This window comes from Aliikangiella aequoris (assembly GCF_053709105.1).
In genome coordinates, this window is sequence record NZ_CM132298.1 from 3,354,504 (window position 1) to 3,374,532 (window position 20,029).

General features: G+C 40.4%; 14 protein-coding genes and 1 riboswitch. Of the genes, 7 read left to right on the top strand and 7 right to left on the bottom strand.

What is annotated here, in order from left to right; all coding sequences use genetic code 11:
• Nucleotides 1–4: 4 nt before the first annotated feature.
• Nucleotides 5–94: riboswitch (cyclic di-GMP riboswitch) on the bottom strand.
• A gap of 234 nt (nucleotides 95–328) precedes the next feature.
• Nucleotides 329–700, bottom strand: a complete 372-nt coding sequence (locus ACUR5C_RS14510; protein WP_454465892.1) for a VOC family protein — start codon at nucleotides 698–700, stop codon at nucleotides 329–331.
• Nucleotides 701–804: 104 nt separating this feature from the next.
• Complete coding sequence (locus ACUR5C_RS14515) at nucleotides 805–1,683, bottom strand: GntR family transcriptional regulator (protein ID WP_454465893.1); 879 nt, start codon at nucleotides 1,681–1,683, stop codon at nucleotides 805–807.
• Between the two features lie 158 nt (nucleotides 1,684–1,841).
• On the opposite strand from ACUR5C_RS14515, the gene ACUR5C_RS14520 reads away from it, so the two are divergent.
• Nucleotides 1,842–2,939 carry a M24 family metallopeptidase gene (locus ACUR5C_RS14520; RefSeq protein ID WP_454465894.1) on the top strand — a complete coding sequence of 366 codons (1,098 nt, stop codon included), beginning with the start codon at nucleotides 1,842–1,844 and terminating at the stop codon, nucleotides 2,937–2,939.
• Between the two features lie 142 nt (nucleotides 2,940–3,081).
• On the opposite strand, the gene ACUR5C_RS14525 is transcribed toward ACUR5C_RS14520, so the two are convergent.
• The 3 genes from ACUR5C_RS14525 to ACUR5C_RS14535 all read right to left on the bottom strand — a co-directional run bounded on the left by ACUR5C_RS14525 (nucleotide 3,082) and on the right by ACUR5C_RS14535 (nucleotide 7,356).
• Entirely contained in the window at nucleotides 3,082–4,269 is a 1,188-nt protein-coding gene (locus ACUR5C_RS14525; protein WP_454465895.1) for a PQQ-dependent sugar dehydrogenase, read from the bottom strand.
• Nucleotides 4,270–4,518: 249 nt separating this feature from the next.
• Entirely contained in the window at nucleotides 4,519–6,192 is a 1,674-nt protein-coding gene (locus ACUR5C_RS14530; protein ID WP_454465896.1) for a tetratricopeptide repeat-containing diguanylate cyclase, read from the bottom strand.
• 468 nt (nucleotides 6,193–6,660) lie between these two features.
• Nucleotides 6,661–7,356: a Dph6-related ATP pyrophosphatase gene (locus ACUR5C_RS14535; RefSeq protein ID WP_454465897.1), complete on the bottom strand. Its 696-nt coding sequence runs from the start codon at nucleotides 7,354–7,356 to the stop codon at nucleotides 6,661–6,663.
• A gap of 120 nt (nucleotides 7,357–7,476) precedes the next feature.
• On the opposite strand from ACUR5C_RS14535, the gene ACUR5C_RS14540 reads away from it, so the two are divergent.
• Nucleotides 7,477–8,787 (top strand): NAD-dependent malic enzyme, encoded by a 1,311-nt coding sequence (locus ACUR5C_RS14540; protein ID WP_454465898.1) that lies wholly within the window; start codon nucleotides 7,477–7,479, stop codon nucleotides 8,785–8,787.
• Nucleotides 8,788–8,850: 63 nt separating this feature from the next.
• On the opposite strand, the gene ACUR5C_RS14545 is transcribed toward ACUR5C_RS14540, so the two are convergent.
• On the bottom strand, nucleotides 8,851–9,504 hold the full coding sequence (locus ACUR5C_RS14545) for a hypothetical protein (protein ID WP_454465899.1): 654 nt from the start codon (nucleotides 9,502–9,504) through the stop codon (nucleotides 8,851–8,853).
• Nucleotides 9,505–9,822: 318 nt separating this feature from the next.
• On the opposite strand from ACUR5C_RS14545, the gene ACUR5C_RS14550 reads away from it, so the two are divergent.
• Nucleotides 9,823–10,185 (top strand): DUF3192 domain-containing protein, encoded by a 363-nt coding sequence (locus tag ACUR5C_RS14550; protein ID WP_454465900.1) that lies wholly within the window; start codon nucleotides 9,823–9,825, stop codon nucleotides 10,183–10,185.
• A gap of 218 nt (nucleotides 10,186–10,403) precedes the next feature.
• Nucleotides 10,404–11,801: a response regulator gene (locus ACUR5C_RS14555; protein WP_454465901.1), complete on the top strand. Its 1,398-nt coding sequence runs from the start codon at nucleotides 10,404–10,406 to the stop codon at nucleotides 11,799–11,801.
• Nucleotides 11,802–11,880: 79 nt separating this feature from the next.
• On the opposite strand, the gene ACUR5C_RS14560 is transcribed toward ACUR5C_RS14555, so the two are convergent.
• On the bottom strand, nucleotides 11,881–14,121 hold the full coding sequence (locus ACUR5C_RS14560; protein WP_454465902.1) for a S8 family serine peptidase: 2,241 nt from the start codon (nucleotides 14,119–14,121) through the stop codon (nucleotides 11,881–11,883).
• A gap of 375 nt (nucleotides 14,122–14,496) precedes the next feature.
• On the opposite strand from ACUR5C_RS14560, the gene ACUR5C_RS14565 reads away from it, so the two are divergent.
• The 3 genes from ACUR5C_RS14565 (at nucleotide 14,497) to plsB (ending at nucleotide 19,995) form a co-directional block, all read left to right on the top strand.
• Nucleotides 14,497–16,098 carry an acyl-CoA ligase (AMP-forming), exosortase A system-associated gene (locus ACUR5C_RS14565; RefSeq protein WP_454465903.1) on the top strand — a complete coding sequence of 534 codons (1,602 nt, stop codon included), beginning with the start codon at nucleotides 14,497–14,499 and terminating at the stop codon, nucleotides 16,096–16,098.
• A gap of 24 nt (nucleotides 16,099–16,122) precedes the next feature.
• On the top strand, nucleotides 16,123–17,361 hold the full coding sequence (locus ACUR5C_RS14570) for a pyridoxal-dependent decarboxylase, exosortase A system-associated (RefSeq protein WP_454465904.1): 1,239 nt from the start codon (nucleotides 16,123–16,125) through the stop codon (nucleotides 17,359–17,361).
• A gap of 156 nt (nucleotides 17,362–17,517) precedes the next feature.
• Entirely contained in the window at nucleotides 17,518–19,995 is a 2,478-nt protein-coding gene (gene plsB / locus ACUR5C_RS14575; RefSeq protein ID WP_454465905.1) for a glycerol-3-phosphate 1-O-acyltransferase PlsB, read from the top strand.
• The last annotated feature ends 34 nt before the right edge of the window (nucleotides 19,996–20,029 follow it).

Genomic DNA, 20,029 nt, shown 5'->3' on the forward strand with positions numbered 1-20,029 from the left:
TCATAGCCGCAACCCCGCTATCATAAGCTTATCTAAGCTCTTAGATCGGTGGTTTTGCGTGCCTACTTTTTCAAGCAGGTTGCCAAGTAAGGTTAACAATTGTTCTCAGGTTGATTGAATTGCAGCTTAAATCATCTGAGCAATAAATAATTATCGGCCAATATCTCAAAAACATTTGGATATTTTTAAACTATCTTTAAATTTGAATGTTTTGGTTATAAAAACAATAGATAGCCAGTTTTATAGATATAAAAATAAGGGTAAGCGCTTGGGCTTACTATGAAAAAACTTAGCTAAAGGGGCTAGGTTTTAGCGCGAATCGTTTAGCTTAAACATGCTGGTCAATTAAAATTGAGTTTCCATCAGGATCTTGCAGGGCAAAGCTTCCAGGGCCGCTATCACTCGAAACCGACTCTTGCACTACATTAATCCCTTGTGACTTAAATTCTTCTAAAAGCGCTCGAACATCAGTAAAAGACTCAAGAGAATTGCAGCGCTTATCCCAGCCAGGATTAAAAGTTAGAATGTTTCCTTCAAACATATCTTGAAATAACCCAATGGTATTATCACCATTTCTTAGTATCAGCCAGTTTTGAGATTGTTCACCGCCAACAATTTCAAAACCAAGTTTTTGATAAAAGTTTTTTGATTTTTCAATATCTTTAACTGCCAAGCTGACCGAAAATGCACCTAACTCCATTTTAAACTCCTTAGTTTACAAACTTAGTTTTAAAAAAATCATTCTCAAAACAGGTTATTAAATTTTCTTAATAACCAATTACTGAAAATATCGCTAATTTCAAGTTACACTTTTTTCTTCAACTTAATTAATTGCATAACATTTTCTCGTTGATCTCGAATGTGTTGAATAAGCAGCGCTTCCGCAGCGCTCCAGTTTTGCTCAATTAAGCTTTGCAAAATATCTCTGTGAGCTTGCGCCATTTCAATTTTTATCTTGTCTCCCAAAGAAGCAAAGTCAAACAGCGCGCTATAAAAACTGCCATGGCGCTCAAAAAAGTCGATAATATAGGTATTGTTGCAGCGTCTAATCCAGTAATCATGTAGGTCATTGTCCAACTCACTATCTTTGCTGTTAGTACCTACAATGTTTATCGATAAAAACTTTTTAAGATCATCTTGTTTTAAGTAAGGGCGCGCTAAGTTTAATGCTTTAACTTCTAATATTTCTCTAATTTCTAAGTAGTCAAGCATATCTTTTTCTTTAAAGCTCCTCACTTTCCAACCACAGCGAGGCACATGCTCAATCAAACCAGCACCAGCTAAACGCGAAAACACCTGACGTATAATTGTACGGCCGGTATTATATTTTTTAGCCGTAGCTTCTTCTCTAAGATAATCACTGTGTTGTTCAAAGCATAAACGAACGACGTCATTGGCGACTTGCTCATCTAAGCTAGAAGTCAATTTTAAAGGTTGTTTAACTTCAACGGGCTGTGCTTCTTGCGCTACCTCAGGAACTTTTATTCGACTTAAACGCCCATTAGACTTTCTTGCAAGCAGATTTTCACTGATAAGCTCATCAACAACTAATCGAACGGGGGTTAAGCTTACCGAATAGTAGTCGGCAATCGCACCTAAAGTTAACCTAAATGGAAGTGTTTTATAATGGTTTAATTGATGGGATAAATCCTGCTTGATCCTATCCGTCACTTTAACATTCATAGTCATCACTCAAATTACTTACAAGTATGTTAATAACTGAGTTTAACTTAGATTTTTCAATAAACTCAAATAGGTTTGTAAGTATATCAAACAACTTGCTTGAAACACCATGTGATAAAAAATACAATCACGAGTCTAGTTAATTAGTTGGTTTATATATGTCAGTTTATAGCAACAGAATTTCCGCACTACGTCGTCAGTTAAGCAGTCAGTCTTGTGACGCTATAATTATTGCCAATGTATCTAATGTACGCTATCTAAGCGGATTTAATAATCAAGATCCCCACGTTGCTTATTTAGTTATTACCCAAAACGCGCTCCACTTAATCACCGACTATCGTTTTACCCAGCAAGCCATTAATGAATGCCCGCTTTTTAGCATAACCGAACGCGACAGACAGAAAGTAACCCTAAGCCAACAAATAAAGCATAGCCTAGCTCAATTAGATGTTAACAGAGTCGCTTTTGAGCAAGACGAATTTAGTTATGCTCAATGGTTAAAAATTAAAACAGAACTTGAGCCTATAGAAACAATGGGTATTAGCGGCTGGGTTGAGGCTCAGCGAATGATAAAAGATAGCCAAGAACTTTCCTTGATTAAGCAAGCCGCGCAAATAGCGGATAAAGCATTTTTAAAATTAATACCGCTTATTCAAGTAGGAATAAGCGAACTTGAGCTTAGCATAGAGCTTGAATACCAAATGCAAAAACTGGGCTCTAGTGGCATCGCTTTTCCAACCATTTTAGTGAGTGGAAATAAAACTGCTTTTCCGCATGGCTTGCCATCAACAAAGCAATTGCAATACGGCGATTTAATCACTTTAGACTTTGGTGCAGTTGTCGAAGGGTATCGCTCAGATATGACAAGAGCAATCATATTAGGTGAGCCAGACCAAAAGCAGCAAGCGGTTTATCAAACAGTACTACAAGCACAAGCTCAAGCATTTGAATGTATAGGCCCTAATGTGCCTGCCACCAAGCCTTACTTTGCAGCCAAGTCTGTACTAGATAACAGCCCATACGCCAAATTCCAAGGTGAAGGCTTGGGGCACGGTGTCGGCCTGTTTTTACATGAGCAACCAATCATGCATGCAAACTGTCAATGGGAATTACAACCCAACATGGTAATTACTGTTGAGCCGGGTATTTATATACCCGGTTGGGGTGGCGTTCGCATAGAAGATGACGTAATAGTGACTAACAGCGGCTACGAAAAAATAACCCAAACTGACAATAAGCTTTGGATTATTGACTAATTAAAGCGGTTAAAACGGCAAAGGTGGCATTTAGTTTTAATATTTTTTTGGTTTAATTCTGTTGAAACTTGGCTTGTCAAAAAGTTGTATTTAAGGCAGCTATGCTCACTGCCTTATCAAAAAGAATCAACTAGAATTTAGGTTATTTTGCTAACTTTAAGCGAACAATCTTATCGGTTTCGGTAGCAACATAAATAAACCCATCCGCCATTTGACGAACGTCTCTAACTCGTCCTAAGCCTTCAACGACGACACGCTGAGAAATGACTTGGTTACCTTTTAGCTCACATAAAACTAAGTTTCCAAACTTTAATGAGCCGACTAACAAATGTCCTTTCCAGCTAGGGTATTTTTCACTGGTTACAAATGTCATTCCAGAAGGGGCAATGGAAGGTACCCAATACCAAAGCGGTTGAACCATTCCGGGTTTCGCGGTTAGTTCGGTAAACTTTGTTCCGCTGTAGTTAACGCCAAAGCTAACCACTGGCCAGCCATAGTTAGCCCCTTTTTCAATTAAGTTAATTTCGTCACCACCTTTAGGGCCATGCTCATGAACCCAAATATCACCGCTTTCTGGGTGCATAGCCATTCCTTGTGGGTTTCTATGGCCATAGGAAAAAATTGCTGTTTTTGCCCCGGGTATATCAACAAAAGGATTGTCTAATGGCACTCTTCCATCTGCGTGTAAACGATAAATTTTTCCAGCGTCGCGTTTAATATCTTGTGGGTTAACGTCTCGCTCTCCTCGGTCGCCAATACTAAAATACAGCATGCCTTGTTTATCAAACGCAATTCTTCCACCATAGTGTTGGCGCTGGCTTGCATTAGGTGAAGCTTTATAAATCACTTGCTTTTCAACTAAGCTAAAATCTTTTAGTTTAGCCCGCATAATTTGAGTATTATCACCAGAGCCTTCGCCACTAGCGCTGGCAAATGCAAGATAAATCCAACCGTTGCTCTTATAGTTAGGGTGCAGCACAATATCTAACATACCGCCTTGCCCTCTAGCTGAAATATCTGGCAAGCCTTTTAGCTCGGTTTTAGCTTGCGTATTTAAGTCAACGTGAAAAATTTGTCCCGCTCGCTCACTGATCAATAAGTTACCATCGGGCAGTTGAGCCATACTCCACGGAACACTAATTCCTTGCGCAACAGTCTCTACCGTTATTTTTTCGGCGTTAGTCTGGTGACTTGGTTTGGCATCGGCAGCCGCTTGAATAGTAGAAACAGCACACAAGATTAATCCAGTGCAAGTAAAAAGCTGCTTCAAACCAAAGCCTAGGCGGCTTGCCCCAAATAAAACACAATCAGCGAATGAGCGATTTAACATTGCAGACCTACTTAATGATAAGTTAGATAAAAGAGATACTATTCTAGTTGCTAAAAGGAAATTTTAAAAGTCTTGATATTTTTGCATTGTCTTTAGTTTTCTTTAAAGCGAGGCATCGACCTGTGCCGTTTTATATGCTCATTTTAAGCTTACTAAAGAAAAATAGTTATCGATTAATAATAACGACGCTTTGTGCAACAACTGGGTTTCTAATTATTGAAATAACGCCGCGACGTTATTTAAGAACAGTTATTTTTTAGTTTTCACAACGATTTGATTACGCCCAGAATCCTTTGCTTTATACAAACCTTGATCACCCCGTTTAACAAGCTCGTAAATATCATCTTGCTCGAACTGAGTAATACCGATACTAACGGTGAGCTGGCCAATACCTTCAACTTCACTCGCTTCAACTTTGCTTCTAATTCTTTCACAAATGTCAAAGGCACGCGGCGTATCGGTTTGTTCTAAAATGATAATAAACTCTTCACCACCCCAACGACACAGCATATCCGAAGGTCGCAAATTAATTTCAATTAAATGACACAAGTGAATTATCGCTTTATCACCCATGTCATGACCAAACTTATCGTTCACCTGTTTAAAGTGGTCAATATCTAACATGGCAATGCAAAACAAATTCTCACCTTCAAGATTTCGATTGCACATACGAGCTAATTGCGCCTCTCCTGCTCTGCGATTCCACACACCTGTTAGTGAGTCTATTTTGCTTTGCTTTTCAAATAAGTCTGCGCGTTGATTAGAGTAAATATAACGACGAATAAAGATTATCGCGACCAAAAGGGCAAAGCCGGCCACTACAATAGAGAAATTTCTTAACCAATGTTGGCGCTCAGCATCTAACATCGCTATTTCTTTTTCTTTTTCTAATACCAAGCGCTTATTTTGCTCTTTAATTTGCGTGGTATAGCGATCGAGACGTGAAAGATTTGAAGCAATTCTTGACTCACCCATTTTTTCAGCTAACGCATTGGCGAGTTCTTGCGCTTGATAAGCTTGTTGGTATTCACCTTGTTGAGCAAGTATTTTCGCCAATAACCGGTAACTATTTCGCATATGCTTTAAAAGCGAATACTGCTCTGCTATTCGAATAGCGTCACTGAGCAAACTTTTTGCCTCTAGTAGTTTATTTTGCTTAAACATTAAACGGGCATTCTCTAGCGAAATCTCGCTTAAATGATGAGTAAGGTTATTCTTTTTTGCATGTTTTAAAGCTAGTTCGAAATACTCTTCGGCTTGTTCAAAACCATTTAATTCAGTTTCAATTTTGCCTAAATTTTTATAGATAATTGGAAAGTTAGACTTTAATCCTTTATCAATAGAAATTTGAAGCGCCTTTAATAAATCTTGACGAGGCTCGGCAAACTCGCCTTTTTGGATCTTCATAAAGGCTCTATTTTGCAAAACCATAGCAATATTCGTTTGATCATTTCGCTCAAGATGTGACTGTAGCGCTTCTTCAAAATAAGGTAAGGCTAAGTCATACTCACCAATCTCCGTATAAATTAATGCTAGCGCGCCCTTTATTCTGGCTATTTCGCTTTCACTTTGAGTATTTTCAAAACTGGCTAAAGATAATAAAAATGAGTCTAGGGCTAAGTCATGATTACCTGAGCTAGCATAGACCGCACCACGGTTATAATGCGCCTTGCCTTCTAATAAAGGATCACTGGCTAATATGGCTTTTTCTAATAAAATATTAGTTAACTTTAAAGTCAGATCGACATTGGCAGTAATTGCGCTAGCGTAACTAGCCTTGACTAAGACCTCTGCATCTAAATGATAAAATGATTCTTGGCTGAGTTGATTGATGGCTTTAATGACGACCGACGGCTCTGTTCGGTAAAAACTATCGACGGTTTCTTCTAATGACGAAGTAAAGCTGAAACTATTAAAAATCAATAGTCCACTGCAACAAAAAAATACAACTAACGATTTTTTTAAATGGATTTTAAAACGACTATATCCCACTTTATTCCTCGGCAATGAATAGCAGTCCAATTGAACTTGGAGCCGCAATCATCATAACAATAAAGCATTCATTAATCGAATCAAAAAAACGCTTCACTAAAACTTAATATTCAATAAACTCAAAATGAAAGATTTAAGAGAAAGTTTCAAAAACGCTGTTTTTTTATGCGTTTTTAAATAGCTTTTAATATTTTTTAGAACTTATGAGTCTATAAAACTGCTTTTAAGGGTTATTATTTTGCGCAATAAAATTACAACTAGGATAAAAACTTTTTCAACAAATTTATTAGGGTTATTTTTGCATTGTTATTACCGGCAGTTATTATTGCCAACCGAGATACGGAAGTCATTGCTAGCGCCATTTATTAATGACAATTAAAGCATCTTTTGGCTTTTTTGCTAACTTAATAAATGATGGCAAAAGCGGCTATCAACTTTACTTGTTTTAGTGGTGTTAATTGCTTGTTTGAAAAAATCAGCCTGATACACAAAAGTATGAAACTCACCATTCTCTCCACAAGGATCGCATTTGGCAGGCAAATCACGCAATAAGCAATGGTCATATTCTCGCCCTAAAAACTCCCCACTTAACTGCTGAGTATCTACGCAATTGATAAACGCTTTTATTCCACTGGTAATAACTTCATTGGCGAGATCGGCAGGTTGACTGTTCATTAACGGAAAAACACATTGCCAACCCGCGGGTTGAATAAAACTTTCTCGGTATTCTTTAATACCATTACAAAAGATATCGCCAAACGCTAGTGCAGAAAATGACAATGGCGCTTGTTTTAAGCTATCAACAACTAACGCTTGATAAACTTCATTACTCGGAAACACCGCTGGTAGTTCGCACAGGACTAGTGGCAACTCTGCTGCCTCAGCTTGCCGCTGAACTAATTGCAGCGGTACCTCTTGGAATGGAATATGCTCTTTCACATAAGTTGTAAAAAGGCCAACAACTTTGTAATGCGGGCTTGCTAACAGGCGCGTAAGCGCTAAGGCAGAATCTTTACCCGAAGACCAGCTTAAAACAACATTTATGGATTTATGTGGCAAATGAAACTCTTTTAAAAAGCAAAAATGAAATAACATTTTATCGTCTTTGGCAGAGTTGTGAAAATTTTTATCTCTGATAAGCTAAGCAAAGTCATCGGATCAGTTAAGCTGAATCTAAAAGCAGCGCTCGCAATGCCCAAACTAAAGGAATGCCTTATGAAAATAGTTGAAACTCTGCTCGTTGAAGCCCCGCACCAACCGGGCAATATGGCCAAAGTATTAGCCATAGTAGGCGAACTTGGCGTCACTGTAGAAGGCTTGAACGCGGTTCGACGCTTGTATAAAGACACAGTGTGGGAACTTACAGTTGAATACGACGACGCTTTCGATATTCAAACGCTTTGCGAGCGCATAAACCAGCTTCCAGAAACAATCGTTGTAGGCAAGTCCGATCGCGTTTTTAATCGCCATAAAGGCGGAAAGATACATACTCAATCTAAAATCAGAATTGACTCACTGGAAATACTCAGAGACATTTATACTCCAGGTGTTGCTAGAATTTGCCAAGCCATTCAACAGCAACCCGAGCGAATTAAAGAATTTACTAACATTCAAAATAGTGTCGCGATAGTAACTGACGGTAGCGCAATTTTAGGGCTAGGTGACATTGGCGCAGAAGCAGGTTTACCGGTTATGGAAGGTAAAGCGGCAATTTTAGCGGAGTTAGTTGGTTTATCTGGCATTCCTATTTTATTAAAGGAAAAAGATCCCTTAAGAATTATTGAAATTGTTGAAGCCATTTCACCGTCTTTTGGCGCCATATTATTAGAAGACATTAAAGCGCCAGAATGTTTTAAAATTGAAGAAGAGCTTATCACCAGAATTAACAAGCCAGTATTCCATGATGATCAGCATGGCACTGCCATAGTCGTTTTAGCCGCACTATTGAGCGCAACAAGACGTGTCAAAGTTAATATTAAAGATAAAATATTTGGCCAAATCGGCTTAGGTGCAGCCGGCATGGGAATTTGTAATTTATTGCTTGATTATGGCGTAAAAGAAGTTCTTGGCACGGATATTAGTGAGCAAGCTAAACGCCAATTGCGCGGCCAAGGTGGTCAGCCAGTTGAGTTAGCAGAATTAATGAAGCGTGCCGACATTGTAGTTGCGACTACCGGCGTTAAAGGTTTAATCAAACCAGAAATGGTTAAAAATGGTCAAATTATAATGGCGCTCACTAACCCCGATCCGGAAATTGAGCCAGACCTAGCGCTAGCGCAAGGCGCAAGTTTTGCCATCGACGGCAAAACAGTTAACAATATGTTAGCCTTTCCTGGACTGTTTAAAGGCACCCTCGATGCGGGCGCCAGTGATATCACTCACGCAATGAAAATAGCAGCTGCAGAGACTTTGTCATTACTCGCAAAAGCCGACGCTTTAGTCCCTTCGGCATTAAATAAAGACGCTCATCTTGCGGTGGCAGAAGCAGTTAAAAAGGCGGCATTAAATCCCAGTACGCCCAAGTAGCTTTAGACTAAACGCTAACCTTGATTTATTCCTATCAATTTAAATTGCGATTAGTTTAATTTTTTAAGTCGACTTTGCCGCTTGCAAAGATTCTTTTAAAGCGGCGAAAAATCGTTTTTTTAGTCGATCAAAAGCGACTGAATATCTCGACTCGGCATTTTCTGTTTGTAGCAAACCAGAATCTTCAAGCATTAAAGCTAATTGCTTTTTTCCGTCAAAAAAGAGCGCTTTGTATTCATCAGTGTTAGGAACATAATGTAAAAACATTTGCGTAATTTCTGAGCTGACTTTGGGTCTCCAATGTTTAATATCACACCCTCGAATGATAATTAAGTCGCCAATACTTTGCTCTACTTCAATATCTTTTCCGTTTAAGCGATAGCCTAGCTTCCCCTTTTCATATCCACAGTCGATACACAAGCTACAAGTCCAAACGCAGGACTCTCTATCAGTATGTGCACGGCAAAAACTGTCCTTTAGATATTTTCGTGAAAATTGATAGCTAGGCACTAGCTTTTCTTTCGTATGCTGCTCTATCAGTGGCGTTAAAAAATCTAGAAAAAGATCAAGCGCTGGGTGCTGCCCAAACTCTATTACCCGCCCCATATCCTCGCTAAAGGTTTGCTTCTTTTCACTTAGCTCAAGGCATTCTTTAATTAGCTTAGCTTGTCCATTGGTGATTAGCCTTTTTATTGTCACTACTTCAACTTTGTTCACGCTCAATGACCCTTCATTAACAATCCGTACTTAGGAATCAGTCTTACCTTATTGCTCTATACCTTATCGCTCTATACCTTATCGCTCTATATCCTATCGCTCTATACCCTATCGCTTAAGCAAGCATCATATAGCTTAATTTGAATTACTTCACTGACTAAATATGTCATCAGAAACATAAAACACATTTTGAAATAGTTAATATTTTGCGAAGTTCCAAACCTAGGTGTTATAGTTCAATACATCACCAACTCATGACAGCTATTAACCGAATAGCAGCTTGAGTAAATCACCCTAAAGTTTGATAGAGGAATCAATATGAACAACTTACTTAAATTGGTATTAGCAGGCGTTATTACAACAGGCCTTAGCGGATGTATTATTGTAGGTGATCATCATGATGATAGTCATCGCAACTGGAAAGCTCAGCAAGAAAAGAATCGTGAGCTCATTAGTGCCCTAGAAATGAATACATCACGCCAAGCAGTCGTTTCATTACTTGGTGCGCCACATTTTTCTGAAGCTTTTACTCAAGATAGTGGTGAGTATCGAGTATTATTTTATCGAACCCACCATGTCGAGTCAGACGGAGACACAACCAAAGACGAGACGACTCCGCTTATTTTTAAAAACAATAAGCTCATTGGCTGGGGGCACAATACTTTAGCTCAAATAAAATAGCTTTAACGGGCTTTACTTGTTTTCACGCCACAATAGCTGATAAAAATAAGAAAGCCCGCCTTCCTTGCACTAACACCAATAAATAGAATTAATTACTTGTTATACAAAGTTCGCATCGAAAGACTTGTGAACTAAGCCGCACGCCTATTGCTGTTTTTTTATACAATAGCTATCAAAATAACTTCTATTCTAATAATAATTAAGGCAAGGAGTGCACCATGACTCATCATGCACTAATCGTTGATGATTCCCGTTTAGCCTGTAAAGTGATGGGGAATATGCTCGATAGCTTTGGTATCAGCAGCATGGCAGTCTACTCTGCAGAACAGGCACTCGAATTTTTAAAGCACAATAAAACCGATATAATTTTTCTCGACCATAATATGCCTGGCATGGATGGACTAGAAACAATTCAAGTGATTAAAAGCAACCCGTTAACTGCAACTATTCCAGTAATGATGTATACCGCAAAGTCCGGTGGTGTTTATGTGAGTCAAGCTAGAGCTTTAGGTGCTGTGGACGTGCTTCCCAAAGGAATTGAAAAAGAGTTTTTAGAAAATGCGTTAGCCAAGCTGGGGTTAATTCAGTCGGCTCCTAAAGCTGAAGCAAAGCCCCCGCCCCATGCAAAACCAGCTAGTGTTAATGATGAGCCTCATTCAGCTGAAAACATAACGCCCACAGCAACACCCGCAAGCTTGTCACAGGCGGCAGTGAACGGGCAGCCGCAAGAAGCTAAAACCGCTACCAACTTAAGCCACGTCATAGCGCAAGCCTGGAACGCAATGTGGGCAGAACGGGCGCAACCTTTTATTAGCCAACAGCGAAATTTACACAACGAAGAATTAGCTCACATAACCAAAAAACAAAACCGCTATTTAACCCGCGAAATACATCAAACATTAGAAAACTTTGAACATGCTTTGGCGATTAGAATGGAGTCGCAACATGACTACCAACAAGCCAAAAGTGAGCTCGTCATTAATACCATGAGCCGCTGGATTAAGATTTGCGTGTTTAGCACGCTGGCTCTTGCGTTACTGTTTATTTGGGCAATGTTTCAGCTACACCAAAGTCAAAATCAACTAACCGCGAGCGAAAACAGACTGGCACTTTGGAAAAGTCAATTAGACTTAAAGCTCGATCGTATTAACAACAAAGTAGAGCACTTAAGTGTTGCGCCAGCAGTAGCGCTCTCCAACGCTCCATCAGAGAATATTTGGTTTGTCGAAAACGAGAATAACCAAGTGATTGCAGAAATCACTTCACCAAGCAGTCAATCGGGAGAATATTCTGCAACCAGTTTACGTGGTTATCATTTTATTATTGATCACAAAGGGGGGTTAGGTTTTCAAGTTGTCGAAGCCTTTTACTTAACCAACAATTGTATTGGCGATACTTTTATTAAGGCCACTCCAGGACAAATATTTAACTTAAATGAACAACTTTATTTTGTTGATAAAAATGCAGAGCCAATGCAGGTTAATATTAACTCGATGCAAACTGAGCAAGGTTGTGAAAAAATGGATGGCGAACTACTTAACCTGTTTCAATTGCAAGTTAACAACTCTTTTGAAACGGGTATTGACTCTGCGGTTCAGTACCATATCACTCAGTAACTCAATTCAATATTAAAAAATTAATCAAACAAAGCCCTCTAAAGAGGGCTTAATACTTAATTACTAACCGAATAACTCACTAATAAGCATAAAGCTTAATCGTTCCATTCACCGTATAAGTTTCATTATAACAAGTGGTTGTTGCTCTAATTGGAATAGAGTAATACCCCTTAACTGCGGATAATTTAAATGCTGCTGTAGCGCTACCAGCATCGGCAATTTTAGCAATACTAGCCGATGTTGTTCCGCTCACTCCGCTGACACCTTGGCGAGTAACTTTTACACTACAAGTATCTACACCACCATTATTTTTTACACTAATATTAATTACTCGTGAAGTATTTGCCGGTGCGCTAAATGACTGATTAGGTACTTGCAATGCAGGAGGTGCTACCGCAGAAAAATTCTCTTCGGTTGCTAACGCAAATGATTCACTGGTGGCGTTATCAAAACTAGAGCTCCACGCATAAACCTTTATTACCGCATCCATTGTTGAGTTAGCTGCGACTTGATGAACATTGTCATTACCATCAAAGTCAGAATCGACTAAGCTATTTGAGCCTTCATTATACAAGCGTAAATTTAAATCACTTAAGTTATAGGCGCTTCCAGTTGGGCCGCTGCTAAAGTTAGCTCGGCGCTGCCAAACTAAGGTCGCTTTTTCGTTGCTGTACATTTTGCCTTTAAACAGCTTGTAGTCGTTTGCAATCGCATTATTATTACGTGGTACAACCGAACTCACAAAATAGTCTGCACGATTAAATTTAGCTTCCCACATATCAATATAACCCCAGCCATAACTTTTATCCCAATGGCTACCAAAAACTTGGGCGTCATCACCTGTGCCAGAAGTGTTGTTACTCGTCCAAGCATCAGCGGTATTTAGCAGCACCGCTTTTTGTGCCATGGGCGTATGATTACCGCCGTCTTCTAATAATATAATTGCACCGGCTACATGTGGCGCAGCCATGCTAGTGCCGCTTTTGGAAATAAAATCGGCCTCAGTAGCCCAATCACTATTGGTTGACATAATAGCGGTTCCGGGAGCGGTAATATCTGGCTTTTTTCGATTGTTTAAAGTTGGCCCCACACTAGAACTACTGCGTCGCACATCGTCACCGCGGCTAGTGGTATTTTTGTCATCCATATTAGCTACAGCCATTAGGTTATAGGCAGGTGCAGGATGAGTAATTCGTGGTGAGCTATCGTGCCAACCAGAGTTACCAGTAGACTTAGTCACCATTACATTATAATTTTGCACAAAGGCATCGTAAAACGCATCAGTGTTACTATAATCAGTATCGTCAGCAACACCATAACCTAAACTATGGTTAACAACTTCTGGTCCTTGGCAGCTTCCGGTAATCATCCATTGCATATTCGCCATAGTGGTAGACTGATTACCTGAATTAGCCCATATAACTTGATCTACGCCCGGAGCCGTTCCTTTATAGGTTCCATTTTCACTCGCAACAATTCCTGTAACGTGGGTGCCATGATCACCAGAGACAGCTGATCCTGGCTTGGAACAAAAGCTTGCATTAAACGCGGGATGATTTTCTCTTACGCCAGTATCCACGACCCCAAAATCATAGGGAAAGCCATCATAGTCTGGTGCCCAACTGGTAAATTTACTCGATGGAACACTCACATTAAGCTCTAAATCTGCTGGTCGATCTAACTCTACGGCTCTTACATTTGGATTAGCTGCCAACTGCGCTAAAATGTTTGCTGGCACTTGCGCACTAAGTGCGTGACTTAATTCAATTCGGTTAGTCACTTTAGCGCCTGCGCCTACCAGCATACTTTCTAACTGACTATATAAGCCCACATTGTTTTGTTGGATCAACTGAGCTTTTTTAAGCCGTAATTGATCTCGCATAGTGTCTAATTCTTGTTTAATTTGACGAGACAAAGCTTTGTCTTGGGCGCTCACTTTGGCGGCATCTGAACGTAAAAACTCAACTTCCTCTTGTTCAGACAATGATTCTGATGGTTTATATTTATTTTCAATGGCGACTAACTTTTCCCGCAAATCATTTAGCAGCGGCTGATGCTCGGCGTCGATCACTTGGAGCGCCTTGGCCGAAAATTGCGGCTGTAAAAATACGATAACATCAACCTGCTCTTGAGTTTTAGCTGCTTGCCTTACGGCTTTACTCAACTTAACACTAGAAGAGCGTAGGCCATGCTGCTTGGTTTGTTGGTCTAACTGATAAACTAGCCCGTCTTCTCCTTGATGTTGGGCTGCTAACGTGTAACCAGAAAATACACTTAATAAGCTTATCGCAAGTGCGCTGCGTTTAAATTGGATATTCATAATTTACTGTCCTTTGTTAAAATTACGATATAAAAGTTTTCACTTTTATTGCTAAACGCCTTCAATCGCTCACTTAGAAAGTTTTTCTAAGCGCCTCCTTTAGCAATCTTTGACGCTGCACATCTTGACAATAAAAAATGAGATACACTAGTGGAAGAACTCACCATGCCATGTAGGAAATGACAGTACTCACCCTAGGGAAATAAACCTTTATCAAGCTTTTGAGATACTTCAACGCTTCGCGCTTAGACTAAACTAACGCTTCAACCGATTAACTCATGCGGAATATAAAACGCTGATTTAAAACTATTTTTAAGGTAAAATAGCCCAGTTTTTGCGGCTAGTTAACTACCAAATTAATCGGTTTATAGGGTTATGTTGCGACAATTTCACCATTTAGTTACTCATACTGCTACAAGGTTTCCAAATAACCTTGCGCTACAATTTAAGTCGCAACATTGGACTTACGCTCAACTACAATCTCAAATTGACCAAGCAGCGCAAGGTTTTTTAAGTCTTGAGCAACCGGCTTTGGCCCGTATTGCTATCTATTTACCTAAACAACCCGAAGCGGTTATTGCTAAATTTGCAGCGTCATTAGCAGGCAAAATTTTCGTGCCTATTAATGCAAACTTAAAAGCTCGCCAAGTTGAACATATATTGCAAGACTGTAATGTCAGTGTATTAGTGACATCTTCGAGCCGTTATCAGCAATTAAAAAGTCAATTCGACTTATCACACATACAAATCGTTATAGTTGACCCAGCCGCTCAATCCGGCACAACAATCAGCAATGAAGCCACTAAAAGCGCAGCGAACTCTCGCCAATTAATTTCTTGGGAAGAATTGCTTAACTGCAACGCCACTTACCCATTACCAAACCAAACAAGCAAAGATGCGGCCGCAATTCTTTATACTTCTGGCAGCACAGGCAACCCAAAAGGCGTGGTTCTTTCGCACCACAACCTAATTGCTGGTGCAGTGAGTGTGGCAGAATATTTAAATAATACTGCCACCGATAAAATTCTTGCCGTCTTACCGTTAAGTTTTGATTACGGTTTATCTCAGCTAACAACCGCTTTTTATAGCGGTGCTTGTGTCGTCTTATTTGAATACTTATTACCAAGAGACGTGATTAAAGCAGTCGAAAAGTACCAAATAACCGGGCTTGCAGCAGTTCCGCCACTCTGGATCCAACTGGCTGAGTTAACCTGGCCAAAATCAGTTGTCAATCAGTTAAGGTACTGGACTAACTCCGGCGGCGCTATGCCCAAGGTAACCTTGGCATCACTACGCAGTAAACTTCCCTTAACTACCCCTTTCTTAATGTATGGTTTAACCGAAGCTTTTCGCAGTACTTATCTCGCGCCTCAGGAAATCGACAACCGCCCAAACTCAATAGGTAAAGCCATTCCCGACGCAGAAATTTTGGTACTAAACTCAAGCGGAAACATTTGCGCACCTGGAGAGGAAGGTGAGCTAGTCCACCGAGGTCCACATGTAGCTTTAGGCTATTGGAATGCACCAGAAAAAACGGCTAAACGATTTAAACCGCTGCCCGCAACACTTTGCCAAGGGTTAACGCCAGAAATAGCCGTGTACTCTGGAGACACCGTTAAAAAAGACGAGCAAGGCTTTTTATATTTTGTTGGCCGGCAAGACGATATGATAAAAACCTCGGGCTATCGGATTAGCCCCTCCGAGCTAGAGGACTTTATATATCAGAACCCCATGGTTGCAGAAGTAGCGGCAATTGGCGTGCATCATAAACAACTAGGGCAAGCAATTGTGCTGGTTATTGTTGCTCAAGATGAAAACTTATTTGATTCTCAGCAATTATTAAGCGACTGTAAAAAACAGCTTCCTAATTTTATGCAGCCGCGTTCAATTCAATTAAAACAGCAGCTTCCACGCAATCCCAATGGTAAGATAAACCGACCCTTGCTAGCCCAAGAGTTCGCGCAATTATTTGCTTAAAAAATTCTAATTTTGGAGTCGACTATGAGCTCAAACAATAAGCCCCGCCATGCCCCAATGAGTCAGTTTCAGACTAATGGTGAACACTTACTTGTTAATGGCCATACGGTCAGCTTGCTTAAGCATCGTGCAGGGCAAACCCCATTTTATGCCTATGATCGCAGTGTAATAGCCACTAAAGTTCATCAGTTGCGCAAACAAATGCCTCCACAACTCAAGCTTCATTACGCGATTAAAGCTAACCCAATGCCCGCGTTAGTTGGCTTTATGAATAGTTTAGTCGATGGACTCGACGTGGCCAGCGGCAATGAGCTAAACATTGCACTTAACAGCGGAATAAACAGCACTAAAGTCAGCTTTGCAGGTCCTGGAAAGTCGTTAAAAGAGCTGCGCATGGCAGTAGCGACACATTCAACGGTTAATGTTGAATCTTTTACAGAGCTAGCGCGGCTGAGAGATATAAGCGATGACATTGGTATACGTGCCAGAGTTGCGATTAGAGTCAATCCAGACTTTGAGCTAAAAGGTTCGGGAATGAAAATGGGGGGCGGAGCGCAACAATTTGGAATAGACGCAGAGCAAGTCCCAAAAGCATTGCAGCTTGTCGCTGATTACGGCTTACATTATCGCGGCCTACACATTTTTACTGGCTCGCAAAACTTAAATCAAGACGCCATATTAATGGCGCATCAGGGAATTTTTCAATTAGCTGAAAAGCTCCAACAGTCGGCTCACTCTAAAATGGAAACCTTAAATATTGGCGGTGGCTTAGGCATTCCTTATTTTACTGGCGAAACGCCGATTAACTTGACAGCCATTGGCGAACAACTAAACGAACTCATTGACCAATATGCAGAAAAACTCGACCACTGCGAAATTGCGATGGAATTGGGCCGCTATTTAGTTGGAGACTGCGGTATTTACGTTGCTGAAATCACAGACATAAAGCAAAGTAGAGGTACAACTTTTGCGATTGTGAATGGTGGCTTACACCATCATTTAGCAGCCTCGGGTAACTTTGGCCAGGTCATTCGAAAGAACTACCCAGTGGCAATTGCCAACAAAATGAACCATGCTGTTGGCGGGCCTGTCCAAATTGTTGGGCCATTGTGTACACCACTTGATATTTTAGCGCACAAATACCAACTGCCAGAGCCTGAAATTGGCGACTTAGTGGTTATTTACCAGTCAGGCGCTTACGGCTACAGTGCGAGCCCTAAAGACTTTCTCGATCACCCAAAGCCGGGGCAAATACTGGTTTAAGGACGAAGCGGCTTAGTTGCAATACTATTTTGACTAACTGAAAGCGCACTTTGCGGCCGCAGCAAGCAAAACTAGCCAGCCACTGACTAATTGCTTAAAATACACACTTCCACCGACTGCGGTACTTGGTGCTCATTAATTAGAGTTAATTTATTTATGCTGTTAAATCGAATCTATCAACAACTAGTATCAATACCTCTCAAAATGTTGGTGTCGAGTAAGCTCTTACCCGACAACCCAATCAAAGACTTACAAATCGATCCCAGCGCACCGGTTTACTATGTTTTACCTAGGCGCTCAACTAGTAGCTTGTTAATGCTAAAAGAAAAAGCTAAACAGCTTAACTTGCCCGAACCGCAAACGATAAGCAGAACAGCACAAAGCATTCCAAACGGCGGCGTGTTTTTTCTACAAAGTAAATTCCTATTCGGGTTTGGCGGAAAGCCAGTAGAAAAATACCAGCAACTTCTGTTGAGACTTTTGCACACTCAAAAAATTGACACCGAAACCCCGCATCAATTAATTCCCGTTTCAATCTATTGGGGGCGCAATCCGGGTAAAGAAAATTCATTATTACGTTTAATTTTTACCGATACGGAAAGCGCCAACCCGATTAGAAAGTTTTTCTTATTTTTATTTCAAGGTAGAAACTCCTTTGTCAGAATCGCTAAGCCGGTCGATCTCAATTTAATTCTAAAGAACGATGTTTCAGACTCGACCTTGTTAACTAAACTCACCCGCACGCTAAGAGTTCACTTTCATCGTCACCGCCAAGCGGCCATGGGCCCATTAATCTCTAATCGCCGCCAAGTTATCACTAACTTAGTGGTGAGTGATAATGTTAAAAAAGCGATTGAGCGTGAAGCAAAAAGCAAAAATATTAGTGCTGCTAAAGCAAAAAAGCTGGCAGAGAAATACGGCAATGAAATCGCTTCGGCTTATTCTTACAAAACCGTGCGCATATTAGAATCTGCGCTAACCCATTTGTGGAATAAAATTTACGACGGCGTACAAGTCGAAAACGTGGAAATGGTGCGCGAATTGGCCACCTCTCACGAGATTGTTTATGTTCCTTGTCACAGAAGTCACATTGATTACTTATTACTTTCCTATACTTTGTATCACGAAGGGTTAGTTCCGCCACATATTGCCGCCGGAATTAACTTAAATTTTTGGCCCGCAGGTCCTATCTTAAGACGCGGTGGCGCTTTCTTTTTGCGGCGCAGTTTCGGCGGTAATAAGCTTTATACTGCCGTTTTTAATGAGTATATTTTTCAGTTAATGGATCGAGGAATTCCATTAGAGTATTTCCCAGAGGGTGGCCGTAGCCGCACCGGCAGGTTACTCCAGCCTAAAACGGGATTGCTGGCAATGACCATTCAAAGTTGCTTACGAGGTACACGTAAGCCTGTCGCAATTGTGCCCGTTTATATTGGCTATGAACGTATGTTTGAAGGCAAAAGCTACTTAAACGAATTACGCGGCGGAGAAAAGAAAAAAGAATCCTTTGGCCAGCTTTTGGGCATACGAAAAACCCTAAAACAAGCATTTGGTAAAGTGTATTTAAATTTTGCTGAACCACTAATGCTCAATGATTATTTAACCCAACATCAACCAGACTGGCATTCTTATCGTGGTCAAGTTAACGCTAAACCCAACTGGTTAACGCCTCAGGTTAGCAGCTTAGCAAATACTTTAATGCAAAGAATCAATGCCTCGGCCACGGTCAACTCGGTGAGCATGGTCGCGTTAATTTTACTCTCAAGCGAGCGCATTGCTATGGGGCGCAGTGAACTTCATAAACAGTTAGAGTTGATTTTAGCTCTATCCAACCAAGCGCCTTATAGCGCACAAACCTATATACCCAGTGAGTCGGCAGAAACCTTAGTTAAGCAAGCAGAAAAGCTTGGCACCATTTTTAGAGTAGAAAATCCAATGGGAGAAATTATTACCACCGACGAGCAAACGGCGGTACTACTCACTTACTATCGCAATAATATTTTGCATATATTTATTAGCTCTGCGCTGATCGCCAGTTGCTTTATTAATCAAGATTCGCTTGAAGAACGTAAACTAATCGAGCAGCTTCAAAAGCTCTACCCTTTTCTTAAAAAAGAGCTTTTTCTCCACTGGAGTTCAAACCAATTCTCTCAGCATATTCATGATTGCGTTAATGTATTCGTCTCTAAAGGCCTTTTAATTAGACGCGACGCAAAGTTATTTAGAGCAGATGAATCAAGTGCAGAGTTTGAGCAACTATTTAATCACGCCCAAATAGCGCGCCCCACCTTACAACGTTATGGGATTATATTAACACTACTCTCCACTCAAGCCGGACGCAGTAATTTAACACGGCAAGAACTAGAAAAACGTAGCCAACAGTTAGCTCAACGAATTGCTGCATTGTATAGTTTAAATGCACCCGAAGCTTTCGATAAGAATCTGTTCAGGAGCACAGTAGGCGTACTAAGGGAAAGCAATTTAATCAATGTGACTTCTGATAATCACTTTGAAATTAATCAAGAGCTTTGGAGCTTGCAAGAGCTAATATTAACGATGATGAGCGACCACTCACGACAAGTTATGCAAAAAACAGCCGCTTGGGCAGACTCTCATTGGGACAATCAAGCTTAATAAGCTTAAGTAAAAAAATTAGATTGGCCTTTAA

Bases quoted from the DNA above. Each gene is read 5' to 3' on its own strand.
- ACUR5C_RS14510 (WP_454465892.1), bottom strand. From the start codon at position 700: ATGGAGTTAGGTGCATTTTCGGTCAGCTTGGCAGTTAAAGATATTGAA.
- ACUR5C_RS14515 (WP_454465893.1), bottom strand. From the start codon at position 1,683: ATGAATGTTAAAGTGACGGATAGGATCAAGCAGGATTTATCCCATCAA.
- ACUR5C_RS14520 (WP_454465894.1), top strand. From the start codon at position 1,842: ATGTCAGTTTATAGCAACAGAATTTCCGCACTACGTCGTCAGTTAAGC.
- ACUR5C_RS14525 (WP_454465895.1), bottom strand. From the start codon at position 4,269: ATGTTAAATCGCTCATTCGCTGATTGTGTTTTATTTGGGGCAAGCCGC.
- ACUR5C_RS14535 (WP_454465897.1), bottom strand. From the start codon at position 7,356: ATGTTATTTCATTTTTGCTTTTTAAAAGAGTTTCATTTGCCACATAAA.
- ACUR5C_RS14540 (WP_454465898.1), top strand. From the start codon at position 7,477: ATGAAAATAGTTGAAACTCTGCTCGTTGAAGCCCCGCACCAACCGGGC.
- ACUR5C_RS14550 (WP_454465900.1), top strand. From the start codon at position 9,823: ATGAACAACTTACTTAAATTGGTATTAGCAGGCGTTATTACAACAGGC.
- ACUR5C_RS14555 (WP_454465901.1), top strand. From the start codon at position 10,404: ATGACTCATCATGCACTAATCGTTGATGATTCCCGTTTAGCCTGTAAA.
- ACUR5C_RS14560 (WP_454465902.1), bottom strand. From the start codon at position 14,121: ATGAATATCCAATTTAAACGCAGCGCACTTGCGATAAGCTTATTAAGT.
- ACUR5C_RS14565 (WP_454465903.1), top strand. From the start codon at position 14,497: ATGTTGCGACAATTTCACCATTTAGTTACTCATACTGCTACAAGGTTT.
- ACUR5C_RS14570 (WP_454465904.1), top strand. From the start codon at position 16,123: ATGAGCTCAAACAATAAGCCCCGCCATGCCCCAATGAGTCAGTTTCAG.
- plsB (WP_454465905.1), top strand. From the start codon at position 17,518: ATGCTGTTAAATCGAATCTATCAACAACTAGTATCAATACCTCTCAAA.